The 16,358-nt window shown below is 67.7% G+C and carries 19 protein-coding genes; 12 read left to right on the plus strand and 7 right to left on the minus strand.

The window, feature by feature from the left end:
• Positions 1 to 88: 88 nt before the first annotated feature.
• The gene (locus ACZ5BU_RS21420; protein WP_465701344.1) at positions 89 to 1,462 is read right to left on the minus strand and encodes a hypothetical protein; all 1,374 of its coding nucleotides are present in this window, start codon (positions 1,460 to 1,462) and stop codon (positions 89 to 91) included.
• 441 nt (positions 1,463 to 1,903) lie between these two features.
• Entirely contained in the window at positions 1,904 to 2,119 is a 216-nt protein-coding gene (locus ACZ5BU_RS21425; protein ID WP_465701345.1) for a hypothetical protein, read from the minus strand.
• A 159-nt stretch (positions 2,120 to 2,278) separates the two neighbouring features.
• Here ACZ5BU_RS21425 and ACZ5BU_RS21430 point away from each other — a divergent pair, with 159 nt between their 5' ends.
• On the plus strand, positions 2,279 to 2,554 hold the full coding sequence (locus ACZ5BU_RS21430; RefSeq protein ID WP_465701347.1) for a DUF1876 domain-containing protein: 276 nt from the start codon (positions 2,279 to 2,281) through the stop codon (positions 2,552 to 2,554).
• Between the two features lie 27 nt (positions 2,555 to 2,581).
• Here ACZ5BU_RS21430 and ACZ5BU_RS21435 read toward each other — a convergent pair whose 3' ends face one another.
• The 3 genes from ACZ5BU_RS21435 to ACZ5BU_RS21445 are packed head-to-tail and all read right to left on the minus strand — an operon-like array spanning position 2,582 to position 5,816.
• A complete protein-coding gene (locus ACZ5BU_RS21435; RefSeq protein WP_465701348.1) occupies positions 2,582 to 5,128 on the minus strand; it encodes a cation-translocating P-type ATPase in 2,547 nt (848 codons plus the stop codon).
• The gene (locus ACZ5BU_RS21440; RefSeq protein ID WP_465701349.1) at positions 5,125 to 5,478 is read right to left on the minus strand and encodes a hypothetical protein; all 354 of its coding nucleotides are present in this window, start codon (positions 5,476 to 5,478) and stop codon (positions 5,125 to 5,127) included. The genes ACZ5BU_RS21435 and ACZ5BU_RS21440 overlap by 4 nt, the downstream gene beginning before the upstream one ends.
• Positions 5,479 to 5,483: 5 nt before the next feature.
• A complete protein-coding gene (locus ACZ5BU_RS21445; RefSeq protein WP_465701351.1) occupies positions 5,484 to 5,816 on the minus strand; it encodes a hypothetical protein in 333 nt (110 codons plus the stop codon).
• Positions 5,817 to 6,146: 330 nt separating this feature from the next.
• Here ACZ5BU_RS21445 and ACZ5BU_RS21450 point away from each other — a divergent pair, with 330 nt between their 5' ends.
• Genes ACZ5BU_RS21450 through ACZ5BU_RS21465 form a run of 4 tightly spaced genes read left to right on the plus strand, consistent with a single transcriptional unit; the run spans position 6,147 to position 8,681 of the window.
• Positions 6,147 to 6,572: an Hsp20/alpha crystallin family protein gene (locus tag ACZ5BU_RS21450; protein WP_465701353.1), complete on the plus strand. Its 426-nt coding sequence runs from the start codon at positions 6,147 to 6,149 to the stop codon at positions 6,570 to 6,572.
• Positions 6,573 to 6,629: 57 nt separating this feature from the next.
• Positions 6,630 to 7,868 carry a type III sulfide quinone reductase, selenoprotein subtype gene (gene sqr, locus ACZ5BU_RS21455; protein ID WP_465701354.1) on the plus strand — a complete coding sequence of 413 codons (1,239 nt, stop codon included), beginning with the start codon at positions 6,630 to 6,632 and terminating at the stop codon, positions 7,866 to 7,868.
• Positions 7,865 to 8,158 (plus strand): TusE/DsrC/DsvC family sulfur relay protein, encoded by a 294-nt coding sequence (locus ACZ5BU_RS21460; protein ID WP_465701356.1) that lies wholly within the window; start codon positions 7,865 to 7,867, stop codon positions 8,156 to 8,158. Before sqr ends, ACZ5BU_RS21460 begins: the two co-directional genes overlap by 4 nt.
• A 13-nt stretch (positions 8,159 to 8,171) precedes the next feature.
• Complete coding sequence (locus ACZ5BU_RS21465; RefSeq protein ID WP_465701358.1) at positions 8,172 to 8,681, plus strand: DsrE/DsrF/DrsH-like family protein; 510 nt, start codon at positions 8,172 to 8,174, stop codon at positions 8,679 to 8,681.
• A 198-nt stretch (positions 8,682 to 8,879) separates the two neighbouring features.
• On the opposite strand, the gene ACZ5BU_RS21470 is transcribed toward ACZ5BU_RS21465, so the two are convergent.
• On the minus strand, positions 8,880 to 9,077 hold the full coding sequence (locus ACZ5BU_RS21470) for a hypothetical protein (RefSeq protein WP_465701359.1): 198 nt from the start codon (positions 9,075 to 9,077) through the stop codon (positions 8,880 to 8,882).
• Between the two features lie 229 nt (positions 9,078 to 9,306).
• On the opposite strand from ACZ5BU_RS21470, the gene ACZ5BU_RS21475 reads away from it, so the two are divergent.
• The 6 genes from ACZ5BU_RS21475 (at position 9,307) to ACZ5BU_RS21500 (ending at position 14,837) form a co-directional block, all read left to right on the plus strand.
• Complete coding sequence (locus ACZ5BU_RS21475; protein WP_465702666.1) at positions 9,307 to 10,830, plus strand: aldehyde dehydrogenase family protein; 1,524 nt, start codon at positions 9,307 to 9,309, stop codon at positions 10,828 to 10,830.
• A gap of 4 nt (positions 10,831 to 10,834) precedes the next feature.
• Positions 10,835 to 11,218 carry a DUF779 domain-containing protein gene (locus ACZ5BU_RS21480; RefSeq protein WP_465701361.1) on the plus strand — a complete coding sequence of 128 codons (384 nt, stop codon included), beginning with the start codon at positions 10,835 to 10,837 and terminating at the stop codon, positions 11,216 to 11,218.
• The gene (locus tag ACZ5BU_RS21485; RefSeq protein WP_465701362.1) at positions 11,218 to 12,300 is read left to right on the plus strand and encodes an NAD(P) transhydrogenase subunit alpha; all 1,083 of its coding nucleotides are present in this window, start codon (positions 11,218 to 11,220) and stop codon (positions 12,298 to 12,300) included. Before ACZ5BU_RS21480 ends, ACZ5BU_RS21485 begins: the two co-directional genes overlap by 1 nt.
• The gene (locus ACZ5BU_RS21490; protein ID WP_465701364.1) at positions 12,297 to 12,593 is read left to right on the plus strand and encodes an NAD(P) transhydrogenase subunit alpha part 2; all 297 of its coding nucleotides are present in this window, start codon (positions 12,297 to 12,299) and stop codon (positions 12,591 to 12,593) included. The genes ACZ5BU_RS21485 and ACZ5BU_RS21490 overlap by 4 nt, the downstream gene beginning before the upstream one ends.
• Positions 12,590 to 13,987: an NAD(P)(+) transhydrogenase (Re/Si-specific) subunit beta gene (locus ACZ5BU_RS21495; protein ID WP_465701366.1), complete on the plus strand. Its 1,398-nt coding sequence runs from the start codon at positions 12,590 to 12,592 to the stop codon at positions 13,985 to 13,987. Before ACZ5BU_RS21490 ends, ACZ5BU_RS21495 begins: the two co-directional genes overlap by 4 nt.
• A gap of 235 nt (positions 13,988 to 14,222) precedes the next feature.
• Positions 14,223 to 14,837 carry an Rv1733c family protein gene (locus ACZ5BU_RS21500; RefSeq protein ID WP_465701368.1) on the plus strand — a complete coding sequence of 205 codons (615 nt, stop codon included), beginning with the start codon at positions 14,223 to 14,225 and terminating at the stop codon, positions 14,835 to 14,837.
• A gap of 36 nt (positions 14,838 to 14,873) precedes the next feature.
• Here the strand turns inward: ACZ5BU_RS21500 and ACZ5BU_RS21505 are convergent, their stop codons facing one another.
• The gene (locus ACZ5BU_RS21505; protein ID WP_465701370.1) at positions 14,874 to 15,188 is read right to left on the minus strand and encodes a 2TM domain-containing protein; all 315 of its coding nucleotides are present in this window, start codon (positions 15,186 to 15,188) and stop codon (positions 14,874 to 14,876) included.
• A 157-nt stretch (positions 15,189 to 15,345) separates the two neighbouring features.
• On the opposite strand from ACZ5BU_RS21505, the gene gap reads away from it, so the two are divergent.
• On the plus strand, positions 15,346 to 16,356 hold the full coding sequence (gene gap, locus ACZ5BU_RS21510; protein WP_465701372.1) for a type I glyceraldehyde-3-phosphate dehydrogenase: 1,011 nt from the start codon (positions 15,346 to 15,348) through the stop codon (positions 16,354 to 16,356).
• The last annotated feature ends 2 nt before the right edge of the window (positions 16,357 to 16,358 follow it).

Below are 16,358 nucleotides of genomic sequence, written 5' to 3' on the forward strand. Positions count from 1 at the left end.
ATGGTCGGTCTTGCAGGTGGCTCGGTAGCGCGGTGCGAGTTATGACTACCGACACTTGGCTTCGCCCCCTTGTACCGACTCACCGCTGTCAGGTCGCGAGGCGACGGGTGAGAGTGGCCTCGGTGTTGGCACTCAGATCAGTCCAGGAATCGAGTGCAGTCCGATAGGACGTCGGGTCGTTGGTGAGGCGTCCGCGGGCGCGGGCAAGGCAGGCAGCTACCCATTTGTTGTGTTCGGCAGCTTCGGCCGCGATCGTCAGCCGTGGGGCGGCATCGGGCAGGTTGGCCATGACGGCGAGTTCAGCGCCGGCCGCGCGGGCGTACGGGATGGGCCAACCGAAGACGTAGTCGTCGAAGGCGCGGTCGACCAAGTCGGAGGCGTTGTCGAGGGAGCGAGTGTGGACAGCGGCCAGCGCCTCCGCGAAGGCGAGTGCGGCCAGCCGGTCGGTTCCGGCGAGCTCGATCAGCGTGTCCTTCCAACGGCGAGCGCCGACGGCGTCACCCAGCAGCCGGCTGGCCAGGAAGGCCATCGCGAAGACCGGTGGCAGCAAGCCACTTGGAGTCCGTCCGGAGCGTTGCCAGGTAGCGATGACCCGCTCGGCCCCGCTCAGCGCGGTTGACAGCTCGCCGGTCAGTACGAGTGGCGCGATCTCCAGACCCGTTGCAACGTACGAGCCCGCGCCGTACAGGCCGCCCACCGGCAGCGCTCGGGCCGCTGCCAGTGCAGCTGGGAGGTCGCCGGTGAACATCATGTCGACGCACCGGCTGAGGTAGATGTCACCGATCTCCGCGGCGGACCGCGGGTCATTGGGGTCCAGAACACCGACCAACGAAGAGCGCTCACGATTCCACTCGACGGCCTCGGTAGTACGGCCGGTCCGGTGCAGTTCGTATCCGACCGCGTCGATCGCCGAGCTGATCAGGACCGGATCTCCCGATCGGCGCGCGACGGCCAACGCGGTGCGGGCGCGCTCGGCGGGGTCGATCCAGGCGCCGGCCACCGCGACCGCGGCGTTCAGTTCTGAATCATCGGACGCCGATGCATACGCGACGGCTTCGCCATACGCGGCAAGGACCTGCGGGTCGATGATCCCGTCGCTTCGGACCACTTGGTGACGGCCAGCGGACTCGACCGCACGAGACAGGGCCAGGATCCGTGTCCGGGCATCGCGGGCTCGCTCAGCGGCGGACAACAGCAACTGATGCGCATCACCTCCGGAGGCTGCGCCGACGAAAGCGCAGTCCGCGGCCGACATCAGATGTTCTGCGGCGTGCTCGGGCGCCAACTGAGCAGCGGCCCGGAAGTGATCAGCCGCCTCTCGCAAGAACCGTCGCCGGAAAGTCAGACGCCCTAGCGAGACGACAAGGTCGTACGACGCGGATCCGTACCCCGCGGCGGCCCGCAGATCGGCCGCGACCGTGTCGAAGTCCAGGTGAGATGCGCCCTCCAGGTGCCGGCTCACTGCGGTTGCCCACCGCAAGCGCCTAGCCAGCTGAGGGTTGGTCGATGTCCGCGGCGGTGCGAGGCCGTGGTCCTATTGACCAGGTCCGTCACTGGTCCGTGGAGTGCTGCGAACTGTCGATTAGAGGCGGGTGTCGATGAGCAGCGAATCCCCAGGTCAGACGCCATCTGGGCGCACTCTGGCCGCTCGTGGCGCTGAGCGCCACAGAGATCCTCGACATCTTCGAAGGCACCCAACAAATCCAGCAGTTGATCGTCGCCCGAAGGTTGTTGGGCAAGACGTCAGCTGAACTCAAATAGCCTTACCTACAAGGCATCCGAGCTGTTTCGCGTGACTGAACGGCTCGCGGACTGCCTGATCGTGGTGCCGGTGGGTCAACGGAGCAGGTGCAGGACGGTCAGCGCGAGTCTGCCTGTACATCTGCAGCTGCCTAGGCGGAAGTCAGTGATCGGTCGAGTCGTCTGGCGACGGTTCCCCCTTGGGGTCGTCGTGGCCCACAGGCCCGTGCTGGTTCTCTGTTCGATGCTGTTCGCGGTACAGCTGGATGCCGAGGTGGCGCAGGATCGCCTGCTCGGGTGCTGTCGAGCCGCCGGTACGACGGCGCGCGACGGTGCGTTGTGCGTCTTTCTGGATGCGGCTCTTGTCGAGGTCGCTCATGGCCGACTCCCTTCTTACGTCTACAGCACACGCTCTGTCGTGTGTGCCCGGCAGGGTAGAAGTTCCCGCTCTTCGGGGTCCGGACGGCCCTGGTCCATGGCCGGCGGAACTCGGACGATGGCAGCGACAGCGGACAAGTCGTGCGAAAGGACGAGACCCATGATCACCAGCAGGCGGTGGCGCGTCGACGTGTACGTCGATGAGCACGACGACGACCGGACCACGCATGCGGAGGCCCGGCTGCACACCAGCGACAAGACTGAGCTGGTCGGCCAGGGCTCCGCGCACCGGAATCCCGACGACGCCGAGATCGCCGAGATCGGCGACGAGTTGGCCGTGGCACGGGCCTTGTCGGATCTCGCGCACAAGCTGCTGCACGCCGCAGCGTCGGACATCGAGGCGATCACCCATCAGCGCGTCCACCTGCACAGCTGAGCGACGTCAGGCGACCAGCGCCGGCGTCTAGCGCAATCTCCGGCGGGTCCGCCTGCCGAGCCGGCCGACCGCTGTGACCAGGCCTGGCACCGAGGCCAGTGCGAGCGCGCACAGGACCTCGGTGCCGGTCATGGCTTGCAGGCCGAGAAGATCGCGCAGTGGAGCAAGCGCGAGCGGGAGCACTTGGGCGGCCAGCGCCCCGGCTACGGCGAGGTCGAGGAACCGGATGCGCCGACCGTACCGCGGGTCCGGTCGGCGGAGCGCCAGCGCGACACCGAGCTGGGCAAGACCCAGTATCAGGTACGTCATGCTCTGCCACGGTGCTCCGACGCTTTGCGCCCAAGCTGCAGCCGCCAAGGTCACGGCCGCGATCAAGGTGCCGGTGCCGGCGATTCGTTGCCAGAGGCCCGCACCGAGGATCTGCTCCTGTGGTGAGCGCGGTGGTTGCTGCATGGTCTTCGGGTCGGCCGGTTCGGCGCCGATGGCGACGCCGGGAAGGCCGTGGGTGAGCATGTTGATCCAGAGAATCTGACCGGGCAGCAGCGGTACGGCGAACCCCAGCAGCGGACCGATCAGCATCACCAGGATTTCGGCGAGGCCGCCGCTCAGGGCGTACCGGAGGAAGGTGCGGATGTTGGTGTAGATCCGGCGGCCTTCCTCGATGGCGGCCGCGACGGTGCCGAGGTTGTCGTCGGTCAGGACGAGATCGGCGGCCTGACGTGCGACTTCGGTACCGCCCTGGCCCATCGCGACGCCGATGTCGGCGCGACGCAGTGCGGGGGCGTCGTTCACGCCGTCGCCGGTCATCGCGACGACGTGACCGGCGTCCTGCCAGGTGCGGACGATGTCGAGCTTCTGCGCGGGGTGGATGCGGGCGAACACGTGCGCGGTGGTCGGGTCGCGGCCGTTGTCGATGTCGGCGCCGGTGACGACGGTGCCGTCGCGGAGTCCGATCCGGTGCGCGACCGCGAGCGCGGTACCCGGTGCGTCGCCGGTGATCAGCAGCAGACCGACACCTGCTCGGCCGAACGAGGACACGACGTCGACGGCGTTGCGCCGGATCGGGTCGGTGATCGCGACCAGGCCGGCGAGTCGCAGACCGTTCTCGGTGCGAGGTGCGCTCGGCGGCAGGAGGGTGTCGGCCACGGCCAGTACGCGGTACCCGGCGGCCGACAGTTCGGCGGCGATGGCCTTCGCGTGGTCGATGTCGCCGTACGGCGTGACGTCCCGAGTGAGCATGATCTCGGGCGCGCCCTTGCCGATGACGAGGACTTCGTCACGGCCGGGTTGTTCGTGGAAGGTGGTCATGCGTTTGCGGGTGCTGTCGAAGGGCAGTTCGTGGATCCGTGGGTACGCTGCCCGTACGTAGTCGGGGTCGACCGATCCGCGGTGAGCGAGTGTGAGCAGCGCAGCCTCGGTCGGATCGCCGATCGCCTGCCAGACCGGGTCGTCGTCGGTAGGTGCGCGCAGCGCCGCATCGTTGCACAGGGCAACGTCACGCAGCAGCCGCCGGACATCGGCCGAGGTGGACGGGGAGGCGGCGGGTGCCGAGGTCGAGCGGGTCTCGAGACTCCCGGCGGGGTCGTATCCGGTGCCAGTGGCCTGCGCCCAGCCGGACTCGGTCCACAAGCGTTCGGCCTGCATGATGCCCTCGGTGAGGGTGCCGGTCTTGTCGGTGGCGACCATGGTGACCGCGCCGAGCGTCTCGACCGCGGGCAGCTTGCGGACGACCGCGGAGCGTTGTGCCATCCGGTGGGCTCCGATCGCGAGGGCGAGCGTCACGACCGCGGGGAGCGACTCGGGTACGGCGGCCACCGTCAGGCTGACCGCGGTCACGATCATGCTGGGCAATGGCAGCCCGCGGACCAGACCGGCGACGGCGACGATCCCGGAGACGGCCACGGCGATGATGCTCAGCATTCGGCTGAGTACGCCGAGCCTGCGCTGCAGCGGTGTGGCTCGTGGTCGCTGGCCGGACAGCAGCGCGGCGATCTTCCCGAGCGCACTGCGCGATCCGGTTCGCGTAACGACGGCAGTCCCGCGACCACGGGTGACAACGGTTCCGGCGTACAGCTCGTCCGTTGTCTCCTTCTCGACCGGTACGGACTCGCCGGTCAGCGCGGACTCGTCAGCCTGTAGGCGGATGGCGTCGAACAATCGCAGATCGGCGGGTACGACGTCGCCGGCCTGGAGCAGTACGACGTCGTCCGGGACCACGTCGGCCGATGGGATGACGGTCGTGCGCTCGCCACGTCGTACGGTCGCGTGCGGCGCCGCCAACCGGTTCAGCGCAGCCAGTGCGTGCTCCGCCCGGATCTCCTGGGCGACGCCGACGGTCGTGTTGAGTACGACGACGACCAGGATGACCGTGAGGTCGGTCAGGTCACGCAGGCTCGCGGTGAGTACGGCGGCCGCGATCAGCAGCAGGATCATCGGATCCCGCAGTTGGACCAGGACCCGCCGCCAGGCAGACGGCGGACGCGGAGCTGGGATTGTGTTCGGCCCATGCTCGAGCAGCGCGAGCGCGGCATGCTCCGTGGAGAGTCCTCGCGGAGTTGTCTGTTGAACGGTCATGGGTGAGAGCGGTCTCGTTCGAGTAGGTCAAGAGCGAAGACGAGCATCAGGCTGCAGATGAACGCGGCGAGCAGGAGTTCGGCTGCGGCGGTCTCGGCGAGGGCGACGCTCAGGACATACAGGACCAGGGCGAGCGCCGCGGAACCGCCCTCGGCCCGTCCGAGTCGCATCGGGCGCCCGCCGCCCCGGATCACCCAGAAGGCCACTGCGCCGAGGAAGAACCCGGTGGAGGCCATGGCACGTGGTTCCTGGATCAGCGGCATGTCCCCGTTGATCAGGTAGCCGACGTACGGCACCAGAACCGCGAGGAGCAGCAGCAACGCCAAGACGTCGCGGACGCGGAGTCGCATCGTGCTCACTTCCGGCCGGACGGCCTCGACCGAGGGATCGAGATCAGCATCCAGAAGGTGGTGAACAGCACCACGAGCGTGATCCGGAGACCCTCGGACCAGCCGCTGTTCCAGACGGTCGTGGCCAGCACCCACGGGAAGAACACAAGCCAGACCAGGATCTCGACCAGCACCGGTAGGTCGCGGATCCAGGCCGCGAGATCGTCCAGCCGGCCTTGGTGCATGAGGACGAAGAAGGCGATCCAGAGTCCGGTCATCCAGACGAACCAGCCGTTCCCCGTCCTGGCGGATCGACGCACCTCCTCGGGTGCGGCGCTACCCAGCGGCGACTTGGACATGACGACTCCCTTCGACAGACTTCCCGGCGGCAGCCGCGCGGGACGACGCCGTCCTCAGTTCGAGCATCTGTCGCGCCGCGGCTCAGCGCACGGGCCGTTGGCCCTGCTTGGCCTGGGCCGTTGCGCTCCCGACTTCGAGAGCCACCGCGGTCATCAGCCAGATCGGCCCCTCCCAGCGGTCGCACCGCCTCCCTGCTGCACCATCGCCCTGCCGATCGGCGCGCGGACAGGGCCGAAGGTCCATGCAGAGCGGTGCGTTGGCCCCTCCTGCGCTGACCGGGCGCGAGGTCTGGTGGAGGTGCAAGGGAAGGACGACAGGAAGGAGAAGCGATGGCGAGCACGCTGCAGCACCGGGACAGCCGGCGGCAGTGGGTGGACTTGTTCGACTGGGCCGAAGGCCTGCCGAGCCTGTTCACGACGCCGGCCGCGATGCGCGGTGTCCGGATCGAGGAGTTCACCGACGCGGACAAGTACGTCGTACGGGCGGAGCTGCCGGGTCTGGATCCGGAGAAGGACGTCAAGGTCGAGGTCGCGAACGGGATGCTGACCATCTCCGCGACCCGTCAGCAGGAGGAGCACGACGGTGCCCGCTCCGAGTTCCACTACGGCACCCTCGCCCGTCGGGTGTTGCTGCCGGACGGAGCCGACGAGCAGGCGGTCGTCGCGAAGTACGCGGCCGGGATCCTCGAGGTGACCGTGCCGATCTCGGCGAAGGCGGCCGAGGCACGCACGATCCCGATCGAGCACACCGACTGAACACCCTGGCCCGGCCGGGCCTCATCCGGCCGGGCCATGTCCTGGAAGGACACGAAGATGAAGCGGTTGGTGATCCTGGGTGGCGGCACGGCCGGCACGATGGTGGCCAACAAACTGCGGCGCCGGCTGCCGCTGAGCGAGTGGCGGATCACGGTCATCGACCGCGACAGTCAGCACCTGTACCAGCCGGGCCTGTTGTTCGTCCCGTTCGGCGGCCGCGAAGACCTGCTGAAACCGCGTCGTAGGCTCTTGCGCAACGGCATCCAGTTGCTGACGGGCGACATTGCGACGGTCGACCCGGAACGGAAGACCGTCCGACTGGCCGACGGTGATGTCGTGGGATACGACTACCTGGTCATTGCCACGGGCACCAGTCCGCGGCCGGACCAGACCCCAGGGATGCTCGGGTCCGAGTGGCACAGTGTGGCACCCGGGGGCATTCACGACTTCTACACCTACGACGGTGCCTTCGCTCTCCGGGAGGCGCTGCAGGGCTTCACCGGCGGCCGGCTTGTCGTTCACGTGGTGGAGCAGCCGATCAAGTGCCCGGTCGCGCCGCTGGAGTTCACCTTCCTGGCGGAGTCGTTCTTCCGCCGCCGGGAGATGCGCGACCAGGTCGAGCTCGTGTACGTCACACCGCTGGACGGAGCGTTCACCAAACCGATCGCGTCGCGGTACCTCGGCCGGTTGCTCGACGAGCGGAAGATCGCGGTCGAGACGGACTTCCTGGTCGAGCGGATCGACGCGGAGCGCAAGATGCTGGTCAGCTACGACGAACGCGAGATCGGCTACGACCTGCTGGTCACGGTGCCGCTGAACATGGGCGCCGATTTCGTCGCGGCGTCCGGTCTTGGCGACGAGCTGAACTACGTGCCGGTCGACAAACACACGCTGCAGTCGACGGCGTACCCGGACATCTTTGCCGTTGGGGACGCCAACGACCTACCGACCTCGAAGGCCGGCTCGGTGGCGCACTTCTCCAGCGAGGTGTTCGTCGAGAACTTCCTGCAGTACATCGACGGCCGGGCGATGACGCACCGCTTCGACGGGCACGCGAACTGCTTCGTCGAGACCGGCGACGGCAAGGGCCTGTTGATCGACTTCAACTACGACACCGAACCGCTGCCCGGACGCTTCCCGCTCGGTCGGCTCGGTCCGCTGTCCCTGCTCCGGCCGACGAAGGCGAACCACTGGGGCAAGGTCGCGTTCCGCTGGATCTACTGGAACCTGCTGCTGCCGGGCCGCCGTCTTCCGGTGCCCACCCGGATGTCGATGAGAGGAAAGGTGCAACCATGACGACCGTTCAGGTCGACGCCGAAGGTTTCATGACCGAGTACGGCGAATGGACCGAAGAGCTCGCGGTGGAGCTCGCGGCCCGGATCGGGATCGAGCTCACCGACGAGCACTGGAAGGCGATCCGGTTCCTGCGCGCCGACTACCCGACGCACGGCGAGACCGCCACGCTGCGCCGGGTCTCGACGCTGGCCGGAATCCCGGTCAAGCAGTTGTTCGTCCTGTTCCCCGGCAAGCCGGCCAAGAAGATGGCGTACGTCGCCGGCCTGCCGAAACCCCGCGGTTGTGTGTGAGAGAGGCACCGAAATGACCACCACGATGCCACTGACCGTCCCCGACTTCGGCGACGAGGCAACGGAAGGCCGCAAGCTGGCCATCATCTGCTCGAAGGGCAACCTGGACATGGCCTACCCGGGCCTGATCCTGGCCAATGCCGCCCTGGGCGAAGGTGTGGAGACGCACCTGTTCTTCACGTTCTGGGGTTTCGACATGATCACCAAGTCGCGGATGCACGACCTGAAGTTCACCATGCTCGGCAACACCGCCACGCATCTGCCGCAGGGCCTCGGCGGCCTGCCCGGGATGACCGCGATGGCCACCCACCAGATGAAGAAGCAGATCGAGGAGATCGGCGTCCCCGACGTACCCGACTTCCTCGAGCAGATCGTCGCCTCCGGCGGCCACCTGTGGGCGTGCCGAATGTCCGCCGACATGATGCACCTCGACGAGTCCGACCTCTACGAGGAAGTCGAAGCCATCATCAGCGCCGCCGACTTCATCGAAAAGACCGAAGGAGCCCAACTCCTCTTCATCTGATCCGTGGCGCCGGGGGGCTTCTCGCAGGAGCGCGGTGCGGCGCCGACAACCGGGCCAGTCGGCCTCCAGGCCGACTGCCCGAATCGGCCGATCGGTCCGCTCGACCCAGAACCTTGAGCCCGCTCCGTCAGTTGCGGCGCGGGCGAAGATCTCGTGCGGGAGAGATTGATTGCTCCGGGGGTCGGCTCTTGGCGGTGGTCAGCTTCCGAAGGGGTGGGTGGAGACGTGTTGGTGGTCTCCGGGTTCGTAGTGCGCTGCGGTTTCGCCGCTGCCGTGGCGTCGGGTCGAGCGGGCGAAGGTGATCCCTTCGACAACGACGACGTACAGACTCCACAGCGCGAAGGCGAGCGAAACCAGGACGATGGTGATCAGCGGAATTGCGATGACGGCACCCATGGCGAACCTCCAAATCGGTTCCTGTCGTCACGAGCATCCGTCCCCGGTGTGTCGCTGGGCAGAGACGGAAGGCCTGTCAGCACAGCCAAAGGTCCCTCCGAGCCTGCAGCCGGGGCGGCTGTCGTGCAGATCACAGCGGTCAACGGCCCGATGGGTCTTTCGGCCCTACGAGCGGCGCCCGGTCCGCAGTTCGCTCGAAGGGCATGGACTCGTCGAGTGAAGGAGATGGATCATGCAGTACGTTGCACCCGGGAAGCCCGGGAGTCCGGTCGAGGTCAAGCCGCGGTACGAGAACTTCATCGGCGGCCGGTGGGTGGAGCCGGTGAAGGGCGATCATCGCGTCGACCTGAGTCCGGCCACGGCCGAGCCGATCACCGAGGTCGCGCACTCGACGCCGGAGGACGTCGAGCTGGCGCTGGACGCCGCGCATGCTGCCAAGGACGCCTGGGGTGAGAAGTCCGCGGCCGAGCGCGCCGAGGTCCTGAACGCGGTCGCCGACGCGGTCGAGGCGAACAAGGAGATGCTGGCGGTCGCGGAGAGCTGGGAGAACGGCAAGCCGGTCCGGGAGACGCTGAACGCCGACATTCCGCTGGTCGTCGACCACTTCCGGTATTTCGCCGGCGCCGTACGGGCCGAGGAAGGCCGGACGACGGAGATCGACAAGGACCTGGTCGCGTACCACTTCCGTGAGCCGCTGGGCGTCGTCGGGCAGATCATCCCGTTCAACTTCCCGCTGCTGATGGCGGCGTGGAAGCTGGCACCGGCGTGGGCCGCGGGCAACTGCTCGGTGATGAAGCCGGCCTCGCCGACGCCGTGGTCGATCCTCAAGCTGGCCGAGGTGATCGGCGACGTGGTCCCGCCGGGCGTGTTCAACGTCATCACCGGTCCCGGCGCCGAGATCGGCAGGGCGCTGGCGACGAGTCCGCGGATCGCGAAGATCGGCTTCACCGGTGAGACCGTCACCGGTCGGCTGATCATGCAGTACGCCGCGCAGAACTTGATCCCGTCGACGGTGGAGCTCGGCGGCAAGAGCCCGAACATCTTCTTCGAGGACGTGATGGCGCGCCCGGACAAGTTCCTCGACAAGGCGATCGAGGGTCTCGTGCTGTACGCGTTCAACAAGGGCGAGGTCTGCACCTGCCCGTCCCGGGCGCTGATCCAGGAGGACATCTACGACGCGTTCATGGAGCGTGCCCTGGACCGGATCGCCTCGATCAAGCAGGGTAACCCGCTGGACACCGAGACCCAGATCGGCGCTCAGGTGTCTCAGGCGCAGCTCGACAAGATCGCGTCGTACGTTGCGATCGGCCGTGAGGAAGGCGCCGAGGTGCTGATCGGAGGCGAGCGGGCGAAGATCGCCGGCGAGTTCGAGCACGGCTATTACTTCGAGCCGACCGTACTGCGCGGGCACAACAAGATGCGGGTCTTCCAGGAGGAGATCTTCGGTCCGGTGCTGGCGGTCACGACCTTCAAGGACGAGGCCGAGGCGCTGGAGATCGCCAACGACACGCTGTACGGCCTGGGCGCCGGTGTCTGGACCCGCGACGGCACCCGCGCGTACCGGATGGGCCGGGGGATCAAGGCAGGGCGGGTGTGGACGAACTGCTACCACCAGTACCCGGCGGGAGCGGCGTTCGGCGGTTACAAGATCTCCGGCATCGGCCGCGAGAACCACCGGATGATGCTCGACCACTACAGCCAGACCAAGAACCTGCTCGTCAGCTACAGCGACGAACCGCTCGGTCTGTTCTGATCCCATGTCCGTCAACCGCATCACGGCTACCGAGGCCGCGCACCAGGCGATCCGTCGCCTGTGCGCGGACCGCGGTGCGCCGGTCATGTTCGTCCAGTCCGGCGGCTGCTGCGCCGGCAGTACGCCGATGTGCTACCCGGCGGGCGAGTTCCTCGTCGGTGCGGGCGACGTACTCCTCGGCGACATCGAGGGTTGCCCGTTCTACATCGACTACGCCCTGGACCAGGCCTGGGGCGAATCCACCTTCCAGCTCGACGTCGCTCCCGGCGAGCCGGAGGGGTTCTCCCTGGCTGCGGGACCCGGTACCCATTTCGTCACCCGATCTACTTCGTGCTCCGCCGAAAGGACCGCAATGAAAGCCGCAGTTGTGACCGACTTCGAGTTCTGATGAACACGCTCATCGGCTGCCAGGCAGAGACCGAGTGGCACGAGAACCGGGTGGCGATCACACCCGAGGTGGTGCCGCGGCTGCGCAAGTCCGGCCTCGACGTGGTCGTCGAGACCGGCGCGGGCCGCAGCGCCCACTTCCCGGACGAGGCGTACGTCGCGGCCGGCGCACGGATCGCCGAACGATCAGAGGTCTACGCACAGGCGGACATCCTGACGGTCATCCACCGCCCGGACTGCGCGCGGCTACGGGTCGGTCAGATCGTGATCGGTCTGCTGCGCCCGTACGACGATCCCGACGAGCTGGCCGCGGTCACGGCGCTCAGCTTCGAAGGACTGCCGCGGACGCTCAGCCGGGCGCAGTCGATGGACGTGCTCACCTCGCAGGCCAACGTGGCCGGCTACAAGGCCGCAGTACTGGCTGCTGACACGTTCGGCGGGTTCTTCCCGATGATGATGACCGCGGCCGGGACCGTACGTCCGGCCAAGGTCCTGGTCCTCGGCGGGGGAGTGGCAGGCCTCCAGGCGATGGGTACGGCGCGACGCCTCGGCGCACTCGTCACCGGGTACGACGTCCGCGCGGCAGCCCGCGCCGACATCGCGTCGACCGGTGCCGCCGTACTGGATCTGGGCGTGACCGCCGAGGGAGCGGGAGGCTACGCGCGGGCGCTGACCGAGGACGAGCAAGCGGCGCAGCAACAGGCGCTGGTCGACGCGATCCGGGACTTCGACGTGGTGATCACGACCGCGCAGGTGCCGGGACATCGTCCGCCCGAGCTCGTGCCGGCCGCGGCGCTCGCCGCGATGGCTCCTGGCTCGGTCGTGGTTGACCTCGGCGCTGGTCCGTTCGGCGGCAACGTGGCGGGGTCCGTGCCGGACGGCCGGATCGGGACCGAGAACGGGGTGGTCGTTCTCGGCGCCGGCAACCTCCCCGCGCAGGTACCGCGAGCCGCGTCCTCGGCCTGGGCGCGAAACGTCGCCGCGCTGCTCGAACACCTGACCCACGACGGCTCGGTCGTACTCGATCCCGAGGACGACATCATCGCCGGGCTGCTGGTGCGTTCGAAGGAGACAGCGTCATGACTGCTGTACTGCTCGCCGACATCACGGTCTTCGTGCTCAGTGTGCTCGTCGGCTTCGAGGTCATCTCGAAGGTTCCGGCCACCCTGCACACCCCGTTGATGTCCGGCGCCAACGCCATCCACGGCGTGGTCGTGGTCGGTGTGATGATCGTTGCCGCGAGCATCGACACCACAGTCGGCTATCTGCTCCTGTTCGTGGCCGCCGCCTTTGCTGCCGCCAATGTGGTCGGCGGGTACGTCGTCACAGACAGGATGCTCGAGATGTTCCGGGCGAAGCCGAGGGACAAGTCATGAACACGACGACCCACCTGCTGTACCTGGGTACGGCGATCTGTTTCGTGCTCGGTCTGCACCTGATGAACTCGCCCGCGACTGCGCGACGGGGCAACCAGCTGTCCGCGTTCGGCATGGCCGTGGCGGTTGCGCTAACCGTCGTTGTGCTGATCGACGACGGCGTGATCACCGCGACCGCGGCCGTCGTGCTGGCCGTCGGTGTGGCGGCCGGGTCCGGTGCCGGACTGGTTGCTGCGCGGCGGGTGAAGATGACCGCGATGCCGCAGCTGGTCAGTCTGTTCAACGCGGTGGGCGGTGGGGCGGCGGCTCTGATCGCGTTCAGCGATGCGCTGCCGGGTTCGGCGGATCAGCCGATCAGTACGACTCTCACCACCTTCCTCGACATCTTGATCGGAGCGTTGACGTTCTCGGGGTCGCTCGTTGCGGCGGGCAAGCTGGCGGGCCTGGTGCCCGGGAGGCCGTTGACGTTCACCGGCGGGCGGTTGCTCAACCTCCTCCTGGCTGTCACCGCGGTGCTGGCGGGTGTCCTCTACACCGCGCACGTCGGTGGCCTCGGAACCCTGGGGCTGCTGACCGGTGCCGCGTTGGGTCTCGGCGTACTGATGACCTTGCCGATCGGCGGTGCCGACATGCCGGTGGTGATCTCGCTGCTGAACGCGTGCACCGGTACGGCGGTGGCGATGGCCGGCTTCGTGATCGGCAGTACGCCGCTGATCATCGCGGGCGCCCTGGTCGGAGCGGCCGGTGGCATTCTGACGAAGCTGATGGCGGTCGCGATGAACCGCTCGCTGCTGAACATCATCGCTGGAGGCTTCGGAACCGGTGACGAGCAGTCCCAGCCGGCGATCGCGGCAACGGGCACGGTCCGGTCGGTGACCGCCGACGACGCCGCATTGCAGTTGGCGTACGCCGGGAAGGTCGTCATCGTGCCCGGATACGGACTGGCGGCGGCCCAGGCCCAGCACGAGGTGGTCGAGCTCGCGCAGGCACTGACCGAGCACGGGGTCGACGTCAGCTACGGCATCCACCCCGTCGCCGGCCGGATGCCCGGTCACATGAACGTACTGCTGGCGGAAGCGAATGCGCCGTACCCGCAGCTGAAGGACCTGGACGAGATCAACCCGCAGTTCTCGGCGACCGACGTCGTGCTCGTCGTCGGCGCCAACGACGTGACGAACCCGGCCGCACGCCGACCGGGCAACGCGGTGTCCGGGATGCCGATCCTGGACGTCGACAAGGCCCGCAGCGTGATCGTGGTCAAACGCTCGCTCGGCCACGGCTACGCGGGCATCGACAACGAGCTGTACACCAACCCCCGCACCGCGATGCTGTTCGGCGATGCGAAGACGGTGCTGGCTGCACTGATCAGCGAGCTCCAGGTCTACGTGCATTAGGTGATGACGAGGTTGGAGGCCGATCGGGACACCTTCCGGCGCGGACGGGACTTTGGACCCTAACCACGCGGGGGCCGCTGCGCGAGTCTGGTGTTGCAGGGGGGTTGACCGGCTTGCCGGAAGCGGACCCAACAAGAGGTGGCCAGTGGCCACAAGACTCACCGTCGTCAAGACGGAACCGGTCCGGCGAGCCGGTCCCCTGCGTCCAAGCGAGCGGACTCCAGGGGAGGTTGTCATGAGCACCGGAACGCAGCGTGCTGGGGAGCTCTGGGTGCTCATGCAGGCCCGCCGGCTGGGGATCGGCCGGAAGAACCCGATGCGACGCTGGTCCGACCAGGCCGAGACAGTGCTGCTGTGGTGCGTACTCGTCGCGGCGTTGTTCATGGTGCCGGCCGCAGCGGCGATCGGGACGAGCGTTTCGAACGCCCTCGAGGCGTCGGCCGCGCGGCAGCGAGCTGTCCTGCACGAGGTGCAGGCCAAGACCCTGGTGGGCACGGAGCACTCGGTTTCCAGCGCGCCTGGGAGCGCGCTGTCGTTGACACAGGTCTCGTACGTCGACTCGCAAGGCGCTTCGCATCAGCGTCTCGCGACTGTCGTGATCGGCACCCCAGCGAACACTGAGGTGACCATCTGGCTGGATCGCGGCGGAAACATCGTCGCCGCACCGCGTTCTCTCTCCGACAACAAAGCGTTCGGTGCCACCACCGGATTCTTCGCCGGCTTCGGCTCATGGCTCGTGCTCTGGGGCCTGTTCCGCCTCACCTGCCTGCCGCTGAACCGCCGCCGGCTCGAGGCGTGGGACGCCGAGTGGCAAGACATCGCTCCACGCTGGCTGCACGGCCAGAAATAGCCGGTCCCCTGGTGGGGACCGGCTCTGCGGAGTTCGTCACCGGCGACGCGCGATGCGGTCCATCGTGGACCGGATCGAGGTCTCGGTGGGTTGGGGCCACAGGACGTCCCAGGTGTGGAAGACGATGCCGATGCCCCAGGCGAAGATCGGGAAGACCGGCCAGAAGAAGCCGGCTCCGCTGACGTACCAGATGATCACCACGAAGGTGTTGATCAGGACGAACGCCATCAGGTGACCGGCGAGCTCACGCCGCTTGCGTAGCTCGGTCACCGCCTGCTCGCGCAACTCGTCGTCGGATCGCGCCGGACCGCTGCGCTCCGTCTGCCGGTCGGTGAGTGTCTTGTCGTCCATGACTGCCTCCTTACTCCTCACTTCCACCGTCCCCCCGTGTCGCCGAGCTGGTCAGGGCAGCAAGACGTGACCGGAGGAGGACCTTCGGCCCTGCAAGTACCTCGGCGTCAGCCAGTGGAATGAGAACGACGGCATACCACCGACTGAAGGGTCGATCATGAGCGTACGGGTTGGGATCAACGGGTTCGGGCGGATCGGGCGGGACTACCTGCGCTGTGTGCTCGAACGCGGATCCGACGGTGTCGAGGTGGTCGCGATCAACGACGTCGCGCCGCCGGCGACGCTCGCACACCTGCTGCGCTACGACTCGACGTACGGGCCGCTTCACCACGAAGTCGGGCACACGGACACCTCGATCACCGTGGCCGGCCGAGTCATCCGGGCGACGGCTGAGCGTGATCCGGCGAAGCTCGACTGGGCAGCGGTCGGTGCCGACATCGTGATCGAGTCGACCGGCAAGTTCCGTACCCGCGACGCCGCCGGCGCGCACCTGGCCGCGGGCGCCCGCAAGGTGATCCTGTCGGTGCCGGGCAAGGACGTCGACGCGACCGTCGTACTCGGGGTGAACGAGGACGACTACGACCCGGCGCGGCATCACGTGATCTCGAACGCCTCGTGTACGACGAACTGCGTCGCGCCCATGGTGTCGGTGCTGCACCGGGCGTTCGGGATCGAGCGTGGGCTGATGACCACGATCCACAGCTACACCAACGACCAGGTGCTGCTGGACTCCCCGCACAAGGATCTGCGGCGCGGTCGTTCCGGTGCGGCCAACCTGATCCCGACGAGCACCGGTGCGGCCCGCGCGGTCGGTCTGGTGATCCCCGAGCTGGCGGGAAAGATCGACGGCGTGGCGGTGCGGGTCCCGATCGAGGACGGATCGCTCACCGACCTGTCGGTGCAGCTGCACGAGGCGGTCACGGTGGAACTCGTCAACGAGGCGTTCGCCGAGGCCGCGGCCGGACCGCTGAAGGGGATCCTGCGCTACACGACCGATCCGATCGTGTCCCGCGACATCGTCGGCGACCCCTCGTCATGCATCTTCGACGCGCCGCTCACCCAGGTCCAGAACCACCTGGTCAAGGTATTCGGTTGGTACGACAACGAGTGGGGCTACACGAGCCGCCTGGTCGACCTGACCGAACTTGTCGCCGCCTCGCTGCGGTAGGA

The organism is Kribbella sp. NPDC031520 (assembly GCF_055580825.1).